The sequence below is a fragment of the Pseudomonas sp. URIL14HWK12:I6 genome, assembly GCF_000514195.1.
GTDB lineage: Bacteria > Pseudomonadota > Gammaproteobacteria > Pseudomonadales > Pseudomonadaceae > Aquipseudomonas > Aquipseudomonas putida_A.
Window position 1 is genome coordinate 647,250 of the sequence record NZ_AZVL01000001.1, and the last position, 16,765, is coordinate 664,014.

Sequence of the window (16,765 nt, forward strand, 5' to 3'; positions counted from 1 at the left end):
CTCCCACAGGGGGAAATGAGTGCTGGGTCAGCCGCGCTGGGTCAGGCCCATCTTCTTGCGGCCCTCAGCCGGGGTCAGTACGCGAGCGCCGAGGCGGCTGAGGATCTCGTTGGCGCGTTCGACCAGTTGACCGTTGGTCGCCAGCACGCCCTTGTCCAGCCACAGGTTGTCTTCCAGGCCGACCCGCACGTTGCCGCCGAGCAACACCGCTTGCGCGGCCATTGGCATCTGCATGCGGCCGATGCCGAACCCGGCCCACACCGCATCGGCGGGCAGGTTGTCGACCATGGCTTTCATGGTGGTGGTGTCGGCCGGCGCACCCCACGGGATGCCCAGGCACAGCTGGAACAGCGGGTTGTCGAGCAAGCCTTCCTTGATCATCTGCTTGGCGAACCACAGGTGGCCGGTGTCGAAAATTTCCAGCTCGGCCTTCACCCCCAGCTCGGTGATGCGCTTGGCGCCGGCGCGCAGTTGCGCCGGGGTCGAGACGTAAATGGTGTCGCCGTCGCCGAAGTTCAGCGTTCCGCAATCGAGGGTGCAGATTTCCGGCAGCAGTTCTTCAACGTGAGCCAGACGGGTCAGCGGGCCGACCAGATCGGTGTTCGGGCCGAACTCCATCGGGTGCTCGCCGGCACCGATTTCGAGGTCGCCGCCCATGCCGGCGGTGAGGTTGACGATGATGTCGACGTCGGCCTCACGGATGCGCTCCATCACTTCGCGGTACAGCGCCACGTCACGGCTGAACTTGCCGGTCTGCGGGTCGCGCACATGGCAATGCACAACGGTGGCGCCGGCCTTGGCTGCTTCCACGGCAGCCGCTGCAATCTGTTTCGGGGTGACCGGCACGTGGGGGCTTTTGGCGGTCGTGTCGCCAGCACCGGTGAGTGCGCAGGTGATGATGACGTCGTGGTTCATGGTGCGGTTTCCTTCAGGCGTGATGGGTCTGTTCGCAGCCTTTTCTCGGGCTGCGAAGCGTGTGTTCGGGCTTGGGTTATTTGCTGGTCAGTTGCAGATTTTCAGCGGCCGGTTTGCCGTCGAAGGTGGTTACACCTTCCAGCCAGCGCTGCTTGTCTTCGGGGTGATCCTTGAGCCATTGCTTGGCCGATTCGAAGGCGTCCTTGTGATCGAGCAGTGGCTGCATCATCCGGCTCTCGTCTTCGGCGGTGAACGTCAGGTTGCTCAGCAGGCGACCGATGTTCGGGCACTGTTCAGCGTATTTCGGCGCGGTGACAGTCCATACCGTGGCCATGCCTTCGTTCGGGCCGAGGGCGTCCTCGCTGCCAGTGAGGTAAGTCATCTTGACGTTGACGTTCATCGGGTGCGGCGCCCAGCCGAAGAACACCACGGCCTCTTTGCGGCGCACGGCGCGGTCGACGGCGGCGAGCATCCCGGCTTCGCTGGACTCGACCAGCTGGAATTTGCCGAGGCCGAACTGGTTCTTGGCGATCATCGCCTTGATCTGCGTGTTGGCGCCCGAACCCGGCTCGATGCCGTAGATCTTGCCGCCCAGTTCCTTCTCGAATTTGGCGATGTCGGCGAAGGTTTTCAGGCCCTTGTCCGCCAAATAGGTCGGCACCGCGAGGGTGGCGCGGGCGTCCTTCAAGCTTGGCGCCGGCAGGACCTTGACCTGATTGGCGTCGACGAACGGGGTGATGGTCTGGGTCATCAGCGGGTTCCAGTAACCGAGGAACAGGTCCAGACGCTGATCGCGGATCCCGGCGAAGATGATTTGCTGGGACGCGCTGGTTTGTTTGGTGCTGTAGCCGAGGCCGTCGAGCAGGACCTGGGTCATGGCACTGGTGGCGATCACGTCGGTCCAGTTGACGACGCCCATGCGCACGTTCTGGCACGAGGCGGGTTCGGCTGCCATGACGCTGGCGCTCAAGAAAGCGGTACCGCTGAGTGCAAGAACACAGCTGCTGATCAGTCGTTTCATGTCGGGTTCCTCGGCAGGTCGTTTATTGTGAGTTCCGGCATCTGGCGTGCCGGTGATGCCAAGTTACGCAGCAACGGCCCCGTGAAAGCGCACTGCGGCGACTGGCATTTGCACTGTAGCGACCTGTGCGCTTGAACGCTGACGACAATCGGCGTATCAACGATCCACGCTACCCGCTAACCGAGTGCGCACATGTCCCAGGATTTCTACTTTCTGCTGATGCCGGGGTTTTCCGCCATCGGCTTTATCTCCGCGATCGAACCGCTGCGGGTGGCCAACCGTTTTCGTGGCGAGCTGTACCGCTGGCACGTGCTCAGCGCCGATGGCGGGGCGGTGCTGGCGAGCAACGGCATGTCGGTCAACGCCGACGCGGCGCTGGAGCCGCTGAAGAAAGGTGCGACGCTGTTAGTGGTGGCCGGATTCGAACCGCTGAAGTTCGCCACGCCAACCCTTGAGCACTGGCTGCGCCGCCTGGACAACGAAGGCGTGACCCTTGGCGCTATCGACACCGGCAGCTTCGTCCTCGCGGAGGCCGGCCTGCTTGACGGCCATCGCCTGACCCTGCACTGGGAAGCCATCGATGCGTTCAAGGAATCTTATCCACAGCTCAGCGTCACCCAGGAACTGTTCGAGATTGACCGGCGGCGCATCACCTCGGCGGGCGGCACGGCGTCTATCGATCTGATGCTTGATCTGATCGCCCAGGCCCACGGCCCGCAACTGGCGATTCAGGTCAGCGAACAATTCGTGCTGGGGCGGATTCGTCCGCGCAAGGACCACCAGCGCATGGAAGTCGCCACGCGCTACGGCATCAACAACAAGAAGTTGGTGCAAGTGATTGGCGAGATGGAACAACACAGCGAACCACCGCTGACCACGCTGCAACTGGCGGAATCGATCAAGGTGACACGGCGGCAACTGGAGCGCCTGTTTCGGCTGCATCTGAACGACACACCGAGCAATTTTTATCTGCGCCTGCGATTGGAGAAAGCCCGGCAGCTGTTGCGTCAGACCGATATGAGCGTGCTCGAAGTCAGCATCGCCTGCGGCTTTGAATCACCGTCGTATTTCACCCGCAGCTATCGAGCGAGGTTCGCTCGCTGCCCCCGCGAAGACCGGCGTACCGCCCAAGCCTGAATGAATGTACACAAAACCAATGTGGGAGCGGGCTTGCTCGCGAATGCGGTGGATCAGTCAACTCATGTGTCGACTGACACTCCGCATTCGCGAGCAAGCCCGCTCCCACATTTTTGATCTTCAGTGTCTGAAGAAAAGGTTACTTCTTCACCAACGCCGAACACGCCGCCTTGTAAGCCTCATGCTGATACTTGTTCAGCGTCCCCGGCAGCTCAAAGTTGTGCTTCTTGGCCTGCGCATTGATCGTCTGCGGCGACAATAGCGTTACCTCGCACCCCTCCAGCAACTGAAACACACCTTCGATCTTGAACGTGGTCGGCCCACCGGCAAACTCACCCTTCTTGCTGCGCTTCTTGATCGCAATCCGGTCAATCGAATGCTCGCGCACAAACGAAGCGACCTGCGCCGCGAAGCGTTTGACGTTGGCTGCCTCGTCATCATCGTCGAGGGCGATTTTCTTGGTGTTGAGCGCCACATGGCTCAGCGTTGCCCCGTCAAGGGAGGCCACGGCGATGATCGCTTCGCTGCCTTTGATTTCGATGCCGCAGATGTTCATGAGTGTCCCTTGATTGGCTATATGAGGTGCAGCTTACAGCGCAGATCCTCATTCCTGCCCGATCGACTCCAAAAACTCCGACCGTTCGTCACTCATCCGTGCCACGCAGTCATTCTGCGCAATCTTGAATGCCTTGCTGCCTTCGGTGGCGGGGAAGGCTTCCACGGCGCAATCGGCGTCGCGGGTTTTCAGCCATTGTTGCTGGGCAGTTTTCAGTTTGGCGGTGATGTCGGCCAGTTGCGCGGCGTTTTTGCCGTAGGTGGCCTGCATGCGTTCGTTGAGGCTGGCGTAGTTGTCCTTGAGCAGGTCTTCGGCGGTACTGCGGCTGTAGGTCGAGCATTCCAGGGTCTGGACGTCGTTTTCCACCGCGTCGCACGGGTTGTTGTCGGTCTCTTCGGCGGCGTGTACGCCAGTCGCCATCAGTGCCAAAGCCAGGAAGATCGATTTCATGGTTGTCGCCGCTCTAATCCAGTGGTGTATCCAAGATGCGCCAGATTCTGGCTCAAGCTGGCGGGCTTGAACAGGTAGCTGATCGGGACGCCTGGCGACCCTTTGTCGCGGATTGACGCTTTCGGCAATTCCCCTGTCGTTTTTGCACCCGGTCGCCCCGGCACCGAGGCATATGCTGGCCCCAAAGCGCCGGCAGACGATTCGGCGCATGAATCGCCAATAAGGGGACGCCTGATGAGCCCAGCCGAATTACACGCCGACAGCATCGTTATCGACGGTCTGATCATTGCCAAATGGAACCGCGAGCTGTTCGAAGACATGCGCAAGGGCGGTCTGACGGCGGCCAACTGCACCGTGTCGGTGTGGGAAGGCTTTCAGGCGACTGTGAACAATATTGCCGCCAGCCAGAAGCTGATCCGCGAAAACAGCGACCTGGTGATGCCGGTGCGCACCACCGCCGACATCCGTCGTGCCAAGGAGCAGGGCAAGACCGGCATCCTCTTCGGCTTCCAGAACGCCCACGCGTTCGAAGACCAGATCGGCTATGTCGAGGTGTTCAAGCAGCTCGGCGTCGGCATCGTGCAGATGTGCTACAACACCCAGAACCTGGTCGGCACCGGTTGCTACGAGCGTGACGGCGGCCTGTCGGGCTTCGGTCGCGAAATCGTCGCCGAGATGAATCGCGTCGGCGTCATGTGCGACCTGTCTCATGTCGGCTCCAAGACGTCCGAAGAAGTCATCCTCGAATCGAAAAAACCGGTCTGCTATTCCCACTGCCTGCCGTCGGGTCTGAAAGAGCACCCACGCAACAAGTCCGATGAAGAACTGAAGTTCATTGCTGACCACGGCGGTTTTGTTGGCGTGACCATGTTCGCGCCGTTCCTCGCCAAAGGCATCGATTCGACCATCGACGATTACGCCGAAGCCATCGAATACACCATGAACATCGTTGGTGAAGACGCCATCGGCATCGGCACCGACTTCACCCAGGGTCACGGCCAGGACTTCTTCGAATACCTGACCCACGACAAGGGCTACGCCCGTCGTCTGACCAGCTTCGGCAAGATCATCAACCCGCTTGGCATCCGCACGGTCGGCGAGTTCCCGAACCTGACCGAAACCCTGCTCAAGCGCGGCCACTCCGAGCGTGTGGTGCGCAAGATCATGGGCGAGAACTGGGTGAACGTCCTCAAAGACGTCTGGGGCGAATGAATAACTCTGGAGCCTACTCCGCTCGCCGATAGCTGCGTCAGGTCCTCGCGCCAAACTCGCCGTACGTCCCGTACTGTCTCGCTTGTCGCTCCGGTCCTTCCTTGCTCTCGACGTGCTCGCTACGGCTCCAAAGTCACTCATACGGCTTGTTTATAAGAGCAAAGCAAAAGCTTCGCTCGGCACCAACCACGAATTTTTCTGGAGTTAAGTTTCCATGGCCAAGATCGCCCCGCAATTGCCAATCGAAGTCGACAGCGAGACCGGTGTCTGGACCTCCGACGCCCTGCCGATGCTCTACGTGCCACGCCACTTTTTCGTCAATAACCACATGGGCATCGAGGAAGTGCTGGGCGCCGACGCCTATGCCGAAATCCTCTACAAGGCCGGCTACAAGTCCGCCTGGCACTGGTGTGAAAAAGAAGCCGAATGTCACGGCCTGGAAGGCGTCGCGGTGTTCGAACACTACATGAAGCGCCTGTCGCAACGCGGCTGGGGCCTGTTCAAGATTCAGGACATCGACCTCGATAAAGGCACCGCCAGCGTCAAGCTCGAACACTCCGCGTTCGTCTACGTCTACGGCAAGGTCGGGCGCAAGGTTGACTACATGTTCACCGGCTGGTTTGCCGGCGCCATGGACCAGATCCTCGCCGCTCGCGGCAGCAAGATTCGTACGGTTGCCGAGCAAGTCTACGGTGGCTCCGAAGAAGGCCACGACGACGGCCTGTTCACCGTCAAGCCGTTGTAAGTCGAGGAACCCGCCATGGCTTTCGAAGCAATGTTCCAGCCGATCCAGATCGGCAAACTGACCATCCGCAACCGCGTGCTCAGCACAGCGCACGCTGAGGTCTACGCGACCGACGGTGGCATGACCACCGAGCGCTACGTCAAATACTACGAAGAGAAAGCCAAGGGCGGCATTGGCCTGGCGATCTGCGGCGGTTCGTCGGTGGTCGCCATCGACAGTCCGCAGCAATGGTGGAGTTCGGTCAACCTGTCCACCGACCGGATCATCCCGCACTTCCAGAACCTGGCCGACGCCATGCACAAGCATGGCGCCAAGATCATGATCCAGATTACCCACATGGGCCGACGCTCGCGTTGGGATGGTTTCCACTGGCCGACCCTGATGTCGCCGTCGGGTATCCGTGAACCCGTGCACCGTGCGACCTGCAAGACCATCGAGCCGGAAGAAATCTGGCGGGTGATCGGCAACTACGCGCAAGCGGCGCGTCGCGCCAAGGCCGGTGGCCTGGACGGCGTCGAGTTGTCTGCCGTGCACCAGCACATGATCGACCAGTTCTGGAGCCCGCGCGTCAACAAGCGTACCGATGAATGGGGTGGCAGCTTCGAAGGCCGGATGAAGTTCGGTCTGGAAGTGCTGAAAGCCGTGCGCGCTGAGGTCGGTGACGATTTCTGCGTGGGCATGCGTATCTGCGGTGACGAGTTCCACCCGGACGGTCTCTCCCACGAGGACATGAAGCAGATCGCCAAGTATTACGACGACACCGGCATGCTCGATTTCATCGGCGTCGTCGGCTCGGGTTGCGACACCCACAACACCCTGGCCAACGTGATTCCGAACATGAGCTATCCGCCGGAGCCGTTCCTGCACCTGGCGGCCGGAATCAAGGAAGTGGTCAAGGTGCCGGTGCTGCACGCGCAGAACATCAAGGACCCGAACCAGGCCACGCGCATCCTTGAAGGCGGTTACGTCGACATGGTCGGCATGACCCGTGCGCACATCGCTGACCCGCACCTGATCGCCAAGATCAAGATGGGCCAGATCGACCAGATCAAACAGTGCGTCGGCGCCAACTACTGCATCGATCGTCAGTATCAAGGTCTGGACGTGCTGTGCATCCAGAACGCCGCGACCTCTCGTGAATACATGGGCGTGCCGCACATCATCGAGAAGTCCACAGGCGTCAAACGCAAAGTGGTGATCGTTGGTGCCGGCCCGGCCGGGATGGAAGCAGCACGCGTCTCTGCCGAGCGTGGCCACGACGTGACCCTGTTCGAGAAGAAAGAATTTATCGGCGGGCAGATCACTACCGCGTCGAAAGCGCCGCAGCGCGACCAGATCGCCGGCATCACCCGCTGGTTCCAGCTGGAACTGGCGCGGCTGAAAGTCGACCTGCGTCTGGGCACGGCGGCCGATGCGGCAACCATTATGGATCTGCGTCCGGACGTGGTGGTGCTGGCGGTCGGTGGGCATCCGTTCCTTGAGCAGAACGAACACTGGGGCGCCGCCGAAGGCTTGGTGGTCAGCAGCTGGGACGTGCTCGACGGCAAGGTCGCGCCGGGCAAGAACGTGCTGGTCTACGACACCATTTGCGAGTTTACCGGCATGTCGGTGGCCGACTTCCTCGCCGACAAGGGCAGCCAGGTCGAGATCGTTACCGACGACATCAAGCCGGGCGTGGCCATCGGCGGTACGTCGTTCCCGACCTACTACCGCAGCATGTACCCGAAAGAAGTGATCATGACCGGCGACATGATGCTGGAAAAGGTCTACCGCGAAGGCGACAAGCTGGTGGCGGTGCTGGAGAACGAATACACCGGCGCCAAAGAGGAGCGGGTGGTGGATCAGGTGGTGGTGGAAAACGGCGTGCGTCCGGATGAGGAAATCTACTACGCGCTCAAAGAGGGTTCGCGCAACAAGGGCCAGATCGACGTGGAAGCGTTGTTCGCGATCCAGCCGCAACCTTCGCTGAGCGAGGCGGGCGACGGCTACTTGCTGTTCCGCATCGGCGACTGCGTGGCGCAGCGTAATACCCATGCTGCGATCTATGACGCGTTGCGCCTTTGCAAAGACTTCTAAGACTTGCACCAAACCCTGTGGGAGCGAGCCTGCTCGCGAATGCAATCTGTCAGTTGACGATGATGTCGACTGACCCAGCGCTTTCGCGAGCAGGCTCGCTCCCACAGTAAAGCGGACCGTGTTTCTCCAGGCTGTACTGGTGGGAGCTTCACCATGTTGAACACCCTTCTTCCAATCCTGTTGTTCGCAGCCCTGGCCCTTGCGGTGCTGGGTGCGTTGCGGCGGGTGGCCATGTGGCGTCGGGGCCGGGCCTCGAAGGTCGATCTGCTCGGCGGCCTGTTCGCCATGCCCAAGCGTTACATGGTCGATCTGCACCACGTGGTGGCGCGGGACAAATACATCGCCAACACCCACGTCGCCACGGCCGGTGGTGCGGTGGCGTCGATCGTGCTGGCGATTCTGGTGCACGGTTTCGGCCTGCATAACCGCATCCTCGGCTATGCGCTGCTGCTGATGACGGCGGTGATGTTCGTCGGTGCGCTCTTCGTTTATCGGCGCCGGCTCAATCCGCCGGCACGGTTGTCGAAAGGCCCGTGGATGCGCCTGCCGAAAAGCCTGCTGGCTTTCTCCGCCTCGTTCTTCCTGGTGACCCTGCCGGTGGCCGGAATCCTTCCGGAGAACTTCGGCGGCTGGCTGCTGGCGGCGATTCTCGGGCTCGGTGTTTTGTGGGGCGTGTCGGAGTTGTTCTTCGGCATGACCTGGGGCGGGCCGATGAAGCACGCCTTCGCCGGCGCCCTGCACCTGGCTTGGCACCGCCGCGCCGAGCGCTTTGGCGGCGGTCGTTCCACCGGTTTGAAACCGCTGGATCTGAATGATCCAAGCGCGCCGCTCGGCGTGGAAAAACCCAAGGATTTCACCTGGAACCAGTTGCTCGGTTTTGACGCCTGCGTGCAGTGCGGCAAGTGCGAAGCGGCGTGCCCGGCCTTCGCTGCCGGCCAGCCGCTGAACCCGAAAAAGCTGATTCAGGACATGGTCGTCGGCCTGGCTGGCGGCACTGACGCGAAGTTTGCCGGTAGTCCTTATCCGGGCAAGCCAATCGGTGAGCACAGCGGCAATCCGCATCAACCTATCGTCAATGGTCTGGTCGATGCCGAAACCCTGTGGTCGTGCACCACTTGCCGCGCCTGCGTCGAGGAATGCCCGATGATGATCGAGCACGTCGACGCCATCGTCGACATGCGCCGCCACCTGACGCTGGAAAAAGGCGCGACCCCGAACAAGGGTGCCGAGGTCCTGGAAAACCTCATCGCCACTGACAACCCCGGCGGTTTCGCTCCGGGCGGGCGGATGAACTGGGCGGCGGATCTGAACCTCACTCTGCTCAGCGAAAAAAAGTCTACCGACGTACTGTTCTGGGTCGGCGACGGCGCCTTCGACATGCGCAACCAGCGCACCTTGCGTGCGTTCGTCAAAGTGCTGAAAGCCGCGAAGGTCGACTTTGCGGTGCTCGGCCTCGAAGAACGTGACAGCGGTGATGTGGCCCGGCGTTTAGGCGACGAAGCGACCTTCCAGCTGCTCGCCAAACGCAATATCCAGACCCTGGCCAAATACAGCTTCAACCGCATCGTCACCTGCGATCCGCATAGCTTCCATGTGCTGAAAAACGAGTACGGCGCGTTCGACGGCAACTACCTGGTGCAGCACCACAGCACCTACATGGCGGAAATCATTCAGGCCGGTGCGCTCAATCTCGGTCAGCACAAAGGCAACAGCGTGACCTACCACGATCCGTGCTACCTCGGCCGCTACAACGGCGAGTACGAGGCGCCGCGTGAAGTGCTGCGCGCCCTCGGCATCGAGGTCAAAGAGATGCAACGTTCCGGCTTCCGTTCGCGCTGCTGCGGCGGCGGTGGCGGTGCGCCGATCACCGACATTCCCGGCAAGCAGCGGATCCCCGACATGCGCATGGATGACATCCGCGAGACCGGCGCCGAGCTGGTGGCAGTAGGTTGTCCACAGTGCACTGCGATGCTCGAGGGCGTGGTCGAACCGCGTCCGCTGATCAAGGACATCGCCGAACTGGTGGCCGACGCGCTGCTCGAAGACGCCGCGCCGAACAAGCCGACTGCACCGGCCAAACGTGAACCTGCGGAGGCCCACTGATGAGCGACATTATCCGCCGCGACCCGCGCGCCGAATGGATTGCGCGTAACCGCCTGCACCCGTTGCACGCGGCGATGCAACCGGCGCAACACAGCTGGATGGGCCCCAATGGTGTCATCCGCAAGAACCTGCACGGCATCGGATTCATCGGCCCCAACGGCATCAAGCGTATCGACCGCAGCGGCGCGCAACAGGGCGGGGCGGTCAAACGCTCGGCCACGGTTGAAGTGCAGTTGCCGCTGCATCAGGTGCCAGCCCCGGCGTTCTACATCAGCGTGGTGCCGGACATGGTCGGCGGCCGCCTGAGCAGCCACGACCGCGACTTGCTGGGCCTGGCTCATCAATTGGCCGGCAACGACGGCGCGGTGCTGGCGGTGGTGTTTGGCGAACACAAAGAGAACGCCTTCGCCACGGCCGGCGTCGATCGCTTGCTGGTACTGGAGGGCGACCAATTCAGCGGTTATGCACCGGAGCAACGGGTGCAGGGCTTGCGGGCTGTGGATAACCAGTTCAACCCGCGTCACTGGCTGCTGCCGGACAGCCGCAGCGGTGGCGGTGAACTCGGTCGGCGTTTTGCCGCGGCACTGGGCGAACGGCCGGCAACGCGGGTCTGGCAAGTCAAGGATCAGGAATGCATCGGTCGCGCTGGCGCGGGCCTGCAAGATCTGGCGCGTCCGGTCGCACGCTTGATTCTGGCCGCAGCCGAATGCGCCGAACCGGTCAGCGAAACCCGTCATGAGGCACTGCCGGTGGAGTTATCCACAACGATTGCGCGCAGCCTGTCGCGGATCGAGGATCTTGGCGCGGTCGCGGTGGACCCGGCGGCGATTCCGATGGCCGAGGCCGAATTCATTTTCTCCGGCGGCAACGGGGTCAAGGACTGGGCGTTGTTCCACCAGACCGCTGCGGCACTCGGCGCCACCGAAGGCGCCTCGCGGGTGGCGGTAGACGATGGCTTCATGGCCCGTGATCGGCAGGTCGGTGCGTCCGGCACCTGGGTCACTGCGCGGGTTTACGTGGCTGTGGGTATCTCCGGGGCGATCCAGCACCTGCAAGGCATTGGTGCCTGCGACAAGGTGGTGGCGATCAACCTCGACCCCGGTTGCGACATGATCAAACGCGCCGACCTGTCGGTGATTGGCGAGAGCGCGGAAATTCTTCAGGCGTTGATCGCGGCGGTAGCGGCTTACCGCAACGAAGCCAAGCGCGATGCGGCTTAAGGAACGGGTTATGAGCACAAAGATCATCAGTCTGGTTTCCATCGGTGCCCATCCGACCTCGGGCCGGCCACGCCGCGCCGAACAGGACGCGCGCGCCGTAGAACTGGGCCTGCAACTGGCTGGGGATAACCTGCAAGTGCTGCATGCCGGGGATGTCGCGGAACCGGCACTGCGCGCCTATCTGGGCATGGGCCTGGAACAGCTGCATGTGCTGGAGCAACCCGCTGGCGCGGACGCCTTGCCGGCGCTGACCGCGTATCTGCGTGATGCCAGCGCCCAGGTAGTGCTGACCGGCAGTCAGGCGGAAACCGGCGAAGGCTCGGGCATGTTGCCGTTCTTGCTCGCCGAAGGGCTGGGCTGGCCGCTGGTGGTCGGGCTGGCGCAGGTCGAGTCGATCAATGATGGTTCGGCGCTGGTGCTGCAAGCCTTGCCCCGTGGGCAGCGGCGGCGGTTGAAGGTGAAGCTGCCGTTTCTGGCGACTGTGGATAACGCCGCGCCCAAACCTCGACAGAGTGCCTACGGTCCGGCGCGGCGCGGTGTGCTGAACGCCGAAGACGTCGACGTGCTGGACGATGAACTGCTGGCCGTCTCCACACTGCAACCGGCCAAGCCACGGCCGAAACGTTTGAAGGTGATCAAGGCCAAGAGCGGTGCGGACCGCATGAAAGCTGCCACCGCCAAAGCCAGTGGCGGCGGTGGACAAGTGCTTAAAGGCGTCACCGCGCAGGCCGGGGCGGAAGCGATCCTCAAACTCCTGATCGAAGAAGGCGTCGTTCGCTAGCGACACCTTCTTCCAGACTCTGAACCCTCTGTGGGAGCGAGCCTGCTCGCGAAAGCGGATTGTCAGTTGATACATATGTCGACTGATCCGAAGCTTTCGCGAGCAGGCTCGCTACCACATTGGAATCCATGTGTACCTGACTGAATATGTTTACCCACAATCCCTGTTGGCGGATCTGTGGATAACGTGTTCGCCCATCCCTGTACCCCACGCCAATCAAGCCCTCCAGGCTCCAGCTCAAAAAACAACCAGCCTAAGTCACGGTTTTTCCGGGCTTTTTCTCCTGCATAACGCCAAGAGTTGCCCCCAATCTCTGTTGGCGCTTCTGTGGACAAGATGTTCGCTGTCCGCTGCAAGCCATATAAAACGTGGCCTGTATAGGATTGATCAATAATTGATCGATTAAGCTTTTAAAGCTGATAATCCCCGTGTAGACCGCGATTTCACACAGCCCTCAGCGCTTTTCCACAGCCGCCGCGAAGTTACCCCCGAACTCTGTTGGTGCTTCTGTGGATAACGTGTTCGCCATCCTCTACAAGCCATGAAAACCGTGGCTTACAAAGACTTGATCAAAAAATAGCCAATGTGTCTGGCAAACCATCATTCTGGATAAGTCACGATTTTTCTTCACAAATCAGCGAGTTATTTTTCCAGTCATCCACAGTTACCCCCAATTGCTGTGGGCGGTTATGTGGATAACTTGTTTGCCAAACCCTGCAGGCCCCGTCGGGCATAGTCCAAACAGCAATTGATCAGATTTCATACAGTTCTAAACCGTTGCCTTGACTTCGATTCCTGCGCTGTCTTCACTGCAATGGCACAAGGACAGCCGTCACTTATCCACATCAGGTTCTGGGAGAACGCATGATGGATAGCCGCCCACACCGCCATCCCCCCTCGCCACGCAAGCGCACGTTACGTCGTGCGGCCAATCAACGCGCTCGTCTGTAGCGACCTCCTGCTTTAACCGCTGTGCTGTCGCCGGGCTCGACCCGGAGGCCAGGTGCCCGTTCGCCCATAGATTGCAGGCAACCGCAGAGTTGCCCCATCTGCCTGAGAAGAGGAACACCCTCATGACACGCATCGCAACGCCCATCAGCGAGATCAAGGAACACTACGACGTGATCGTCATCGGCTCCGGTTATGGCGGCGGCATTGCTGCGTCGCGCCTGTCCCGGGCCGGCAAGCAGGTGTGCCTGCTCGAACGCGGGCGGGAAATCCAGCCCGGTGAATACCCCAACACCATGATCGCCGCGACCGAAGAGTTGCAGGTGCATGACCCGGACGGCCACATCGGCTCGCGCACCGGGCTGTTCGATCTGCACGTCAACGCCCAGCAGAACGTGGTGGTCGGCTGCGGCCTCGGCGGTACATCGCTGATCAACGCCAACGTTGCCCTGGAGCCGGAACCCGGGGTGTTCGAGGATCCACGCTGGCCGCAGGCGGTACGCGATCATCGCGATACGCTGCTCAAGGACGGTTACGCCCGTGCCCGGGAAATGCTCAAGCCTAATCCGTACCCGAACAACGCACCGAACCTGCCCAAGCTCGACGCCAACAAAAAGTCTGCGGACTACCTCAAGCAAGGCGCGCATTTCTACAAGCCACCGATCAACGTGACCTTCGACAAACTGCCGAACAACCTCAACCACGTCGGCGTCGAGCAACTGCCGTGCAACCAGTGCGGCGACTGCGTCTCGGGCTGTAACAACAAGGCCAAGAACACCACGCTGATGAACTATCTGCCGGATGCCTGGAACCATGGCGCGGAGATTTTCTGCCAGGCTGAGGTGCGGCATCTGGAGCGCGACGGCGATGGCTGGATCGTGCACTTCCAGTACCTCGACAGCGGTCGCGAGAAGTTCGACGCGCCGACGCTGTTCGTGAAGGCCGCTATCGTCGTGGTCTCCGCCGGCACTCTCGGCTCTACCGAGATCCTTCTGCGTTCGCGGGACAAGGGGCTGGTGATGTCCGGTCAGCTCGGCGAGAACATGAGCGGTAACGGTGACATCCTCGGTTTCGGCCACAACTGCGAGCAGACCATCAACGGCATCGGCTTCGGCGCGCATTCGGCCAAGGAGCTGCACCCGGTCGGCCCGTGCATCACCTCGATCATCGACATGCGCACCGACGGTGACTGGCGCAGCCGCATGGTCATCGAGGAAGGTTCGATCCCCGGCGCCCTCGGCCGGCCGATGGTGCCGGCAATGGCCGGGTTTGCCGAGTTGATCGGCAAGGCCACGGACGACAGTTTCAGCGGCAAGCTCGGCTACAAGGAGCGCGAGGCCGAAAGCTTCCTGCGCGGCCCCTATTACGGCGCGCTGCACAATATGCAGACCTACCTGATCATGAGCCACGACAGTGGCCAGGGCCGGATGATTCTCGACAACAAGGACCAGTTGCGCATCGACTGGCCGGGTGTCGGCGAGCAGGAAAACTTCAAGCTTGGCAACGAACGTTTGTACCAGAGTACCAAGGCACTGGGCGGGGTCTGGGTCGAGAATCCGATCTGGACCCAACTGCTCAAGCACAGCATCGTCTCGGTGCATCCGCTGGGCGGTTGCGTGATGGGCGAGGACGCCGCGCAAGGCGTGGTCAATCACAAGGGCCAGGTGTTCAGCGGCGCCAACGGCACTGATGTCTACGCCAGCCTCTACGTGACTGACGGCGCGGTGATTCCGACTTCGCTGGCGGTCAATCCGCTGCTGACCATCTCCGCTGTGAGTGAACGCAACATGGGCCTGCTGGCCGCCGACCGTGGCTGGAAGATCGACTACACGCTGCCGTCGGCACCGCGCAAACAGGTGGCACCACCGACTCTCGGCGTGCAGTTCACCGAAACCATGAAAGGCTATTTCTCCCGCGCCTTCACCGCCGCGCAAAGCACCGATCTGAAAGTCTACGAAGCGGCGGCCAAACGCGGTGAGGCAGATAATTCGCCGATCGACTTTACCCTGACCATCACCGCCAACGACCTCAACCGGATGATCAAGGAACCGGAGCACGCCGCGACCATTGTCGGTACGGTCAATGCCCCGGCGCTGTCGCCGCAACCGCTGACCGCCAGCAACGGCGTGTTCAACCTGTTCGAACAATTCGAGCAGCAGGTCGACACACGGCACATGAAATACGACATGAAACTGACCGCCGAGGACGGCAGCGATTACTTCTTCAGTGCCTTCAAAACCGTGCCGGAAGACAACGGTGTGCTGAATATCTGGCACGACACCAGCACCCTGTACGTGACGCTGTATCGCGGACCGGACAAGTCGGGCGAGGTGATCGGCTCCGGGGTGATGCACATTCATCCGACCGATTTCGCCAAGCAGATGACCACCATGAAAGTGCTCAACGCGCGTAACGAGCGCGAGCGCATCGAAGGCCTGGCGCGCTTCGGCAAGTTCTTCGCCGGGATTCTCTGGGAGAGTTACGGCGGGGTCTTCGCTGGCGATATCTACTTCAACCCCGACGCGCCGCCACGCCTGAAACGGCCACTGGATGCGCCGATCCCGGCGGTGCATTTCTTCCCCACCGAGGACGGCGTCGAGCTGCGCCTGACCCGTTATCAGGCCGGTAGCAAAGGCCCGGTGATGCTGGTGCATGGCCTGGGCGTCGGCTCGAATATCTTTTCCACCGACACCATCCAGACCAACCTGCTGGAGTACCTGTGCAAGCACGACTATGACGTGTGGCTGCTGGATTTCCGGGTGAGCATTCTGCTGCCGGCGAGCAAGAAAGAGTGGAATGGCGACCAGATCGCCCAGTACGACTTCAAGGCTGCCATTGCGCAAATTCAGCAGGAGACGCAGGCCAAAGACGTGCAGTGCGTGGTGCATTGCTACGGCGCGACGACATTCTTCATGTCGTTGCTGGCAGGGCTGCAGGGTGTGCGCTCGGTGGTCTGCTCGCAGATTGCCGCTGACACTGTGGTTGCCACGGCTACCGGGTTGAAGGCTGGTCTGCACTTGCCGGGCATGCTCGATGCCATCGGCATCAAATCGATGACGGCTTACGCCGACAGCAAGGAGAACTGGTTCAACCGCCTCTACGACAAGGCCCTCAACGGCTACGCGCGGATCGAGGCGCAGGGTTATTGCACCAACCCGGTGTGCCACCGCATCACCTTTATGTACGCCTCGCTGTATCGCCACGACACGCTCAATGAAACCCTGCACGACAACCTGCACGAGCTGTTCGGCGAGTCGAACATCGAGACCTTCGAGCACCTGGCGCTGATCGTGCGCAAAGGGCATCTGGTGGATTTCAAAGGCAACGATGTGTACATGCCGCACTTCGAGCGGCTGACTATGCCGATCTGCTTTATCAGCGGCGCGGAGAACCAGTGCTATCTGCCGGAAAGCACGCTCAAGACCTACCAGCGAGTCTGCGAAGCCCACGGGCCGGAGCGCTACAGCCGGCACGTAGTGCCGGGTTACGGCCACATCGACTGCATGTTCGGCAAGAACGCGGTGGTGGATGTGTATCCGCTCATCCTTGAGCACCTGGAGAAAACGGCCCTCGGTTGACTGCAGACCGAGTCGACCGCTTC

General features: G+C 61.3%; 12 protein-coding genes. 8 read left to right on the forward strand and 4 right to left on the reverse strand.

Features of this window, described 5'->3' with window-relative positions:
* Window positions 1–27: 27 nt before the first annotated feature.
* Window positions 28–915 (reverse strand): 3-keto-5-aminohexanoate cleavage protein, encoded by an 888-nt coding sequence (locus tag H043_RS0102985; protein ID WP_027610645.1) that lies wholly within the window; start codon window positions 913–915, stop codon window positions 28–30.
* A 76-nt stretch (window positions 916–991) separates the two neighbouring features.
* Window positions 992–1,936, reverse strand: a complete 945-nt coding sequence (locus H043_RS0102990) for a choline ABC transporter substrate-binding protein (protein WP_027610646.1) — start codon at window positions 1,934–1,936, stop codon at window positions 992–994.
* A gap of 192 nt (window positions 1,937–2,128) precedes the next feature.
* Between H043_RS0102990 and H043_RS0102995 the strand changes: the two genes are divergently transcribed.
* Window positions 2,129–3,073, forward strand: a complete 945-nt coding sequence (locus H043_RS0102995) for a GlxA family transcriptional regulator (protein WP_027610647.1) — start codon at window positions 2,129–2,131, stop codon at window positions 3,071–3,073.
* Window positions 3,074–3,212: 139 nt separating this feature from the next.
* On the opposite strand, the gene H043_RS0103000 is transcribed toward H043_RS0102995, so the two are convergent.
* Window positions 3,213–3,629, reverse strand: coding sequence for a DUF3010 family protein (locus H043_RS0103000; RefSeq protein ID WP_027610648.1), 417 nt, complete (start codon window positions 3,627–3,629; stop codon window positions 3,213–3,215).
* Between the two features lie 48 nt (window positions 3,630–3,677).
* Window positions 3,678–4,079 (reverse strand): lysozyme inhibitor LprI family protein, encoded by a 402-nt coding sequence (locus tag H043_RS0103005; protein WP_027610649.1) that lies wholly within the window; start codon window positions 4,077–4,079, stop codon window positions 3,678–3,680.
* A 234-nt stretch (window positions 4,080–4,313) separates the two neighbouring features.
* Between H043_RS0103005 and H043_RS0103010 the strand changes: the two genes are divergently transcribed.
* The 7 genes from H043_RS0103010 (at window position 4,314) to H043_RS0103040 (ending at window position 16,742) form a co-directional block, all read left to right on the forward strand.
* Window positions 4,314–5,291 (forward strand): dipeptidase, encoded by a 978-nt coding sequence (locus H043_RS0103010; protein ID WP_027610650.1) that lies wholly within the window; start codon window positions 4,314–4,316, stop codon window positions 5,289–5,291.
* Window positions 5,292–5,505: 214 nt separating this feature from the next.
* Window positions 5,506–6,036 carry a DUF5943 domain-containing protein gene (locus H043_RS0103015; protein WP_007926354.1) on the forward strand — a complete coding sequence of 177 codons (531 nt, stop codon included), beginning with the start codon at window positions 5,506–5,508 and terminating at the stop codon, window positions 6,034–6,036.
* Between the two features lie 15 nt (window positions 6,037–6,051).
* Window positions 6,052–8,112, forward strand: a complete 2,061-nt coding sequence (gene dgcA / locus H043_RS0103020) for a dimethylglycine demethylation protein DgcA (RefSeq protein WP_027610651.1) — start codon at window positions 6,052–6,054, stop codon at window positions 8,110–8,112.
* Between the two features lie 153 nt (window positions 8,113–8,265).
* Window positions 8,266–10,215: a dimethylglycine demethylation protein DgcB gene (dgcB, locus tag H043_RS0103025; protein WP_027610652.1), complete on the forward strand. Its 1,950-nt coding sequence runs from the start codon at window positions 8,266–8,268 to the stop codon at window positions 10,213–10,215.
* The gene (locus H043_RS0103030) at window positions 10,215–11,435 is read left to right on the forward strand and encodes an electron transfer flavoprotein subunit alpha/FixB family protein (RefSeq protein WP_027610653.1); all 1,221 of its coding nucleotides are present in this window, start codon (window positions 10,215–10,217) and stop codon (window positions 11,433–11,435) included. The genes dgcB and H043_RS0103030 overlap by 1 nt, the downstream gene beginning before the upstream one ends.
* A gap of 10 nt (window positions 11,436–11,445) precedes the next feature.
* A complete protein-coding gene (locus tag H043_RS0103035) occupies window positions 11,446–12,216 on the forward strand; it encodes an electron transfer flavoprotein subunit beta (RefSeq protein WP_027610654.1) in 771 nt (256 codons plus the stop codon).
* A gap of 1,073 nt (window positions 12,217–13,289) precedes the next feature.
* Window positions 13,290–16,742, forward strand: coding sequence for a GMC oxidoreductase (locus H043_RS0103040; protein ID WP_027610655.1), 3,453 nt, complete (start codon window positions 13,290–13,292; stop codon window positions 16,740–16,742).
* Window positions 16,743–16,765: the final 23 nt, after the last annotated feature.

What these genes read in the sequence shown, in the direction of transcription:
- H043_RS0103005 (WP_027610649.1), bottom strand. Translation starts at nt 4,079, where the DNA reads ATGAAATCGATCTTCCTGGCTTTGGCACTGATGGCGACTGGCGTACAC.
- H043_RS0102985 (WP_027610645.1), bottom strand. Translation starts at nt 915, where the DNA reads ATGAACCACGACGTCATCATCACCTGCGCACTCACCGGTGCTGGCGAC.
- H043_RS0103040 (WP_027610655.1), top strand. Translation starts at nt 13,290, where the DNA reads ATGACACGCATCGCAACGCCCATCAGCGAGATCAAGGAACACTACGAC.
- H043_RS0103010 (WP_027610650.1), top strand. Translation starts at nt 4,314, where the DNA reads ATGAGCCCAGCCGAATTACACGCCGACAGCATCGTTATCGACGGTCTG.
- dgcA (WP_027610651.1), top strand. Translation starts at nt 6,052, where the DNA reads ATGGCTTTCGAAGCAATGTTCCAGCCGATCCAGATCGGCAAACTGACC.
- H043_RS0103035 (WP_027610654.1), top strand. Translation starts at nt 11,446, where the DNA reads ATGAGCACAAAGATCATCAGTCTGGTTTCCATCGGTGCCCATCCGACC.
- H043_RS0103000 (WP_027610648.1), bottom strand. Translation starts at nt 3,629, where the DNA reads ATGAACATCTGCGGCATCGAAATCAAAGGCAGCGAAGCGATCATCGCC.
- dgcB (WP_027610652.1), top strand. Translation starts at nt 8,266, where the DNA reads ATGTTGAACACCCTTCTTCCAATCCTGTTGTTCGCAGCCCTGGCCCTT.
- H043_RS0103015 (WP_007926354.1), top strand. Translation starts at nt 5,506, where the DNA reads ATGGCCAAGATCGCCCCGCAATTGCCAATCGAAGTCGACAGCGAGACC.
- H043_RS0102990 (WP_027610646.1), bottom strand. Translation starts at nt 1,936, where the DNA reads ATGAAACGACTGATCAGCAGCTGTGTTCTTGCACTCAGCGGTACCGCT.
- H043_RS0103030 (WP_027610653.1), top strand. Translation starts at nt 10,215, where the DNA reads ATGAGCGACATTATCCGCCGCGACCCGCGCGCCGAATGGATTGCGCGT.
- H043_RS0102995 (WP_027610647.1), top strand. Translation starts at nt 2,129, where the DNA reads ATGTCCCAGGATTTCTACTTTCTGCTGATGCCGGGGTTTTCCGCCATC.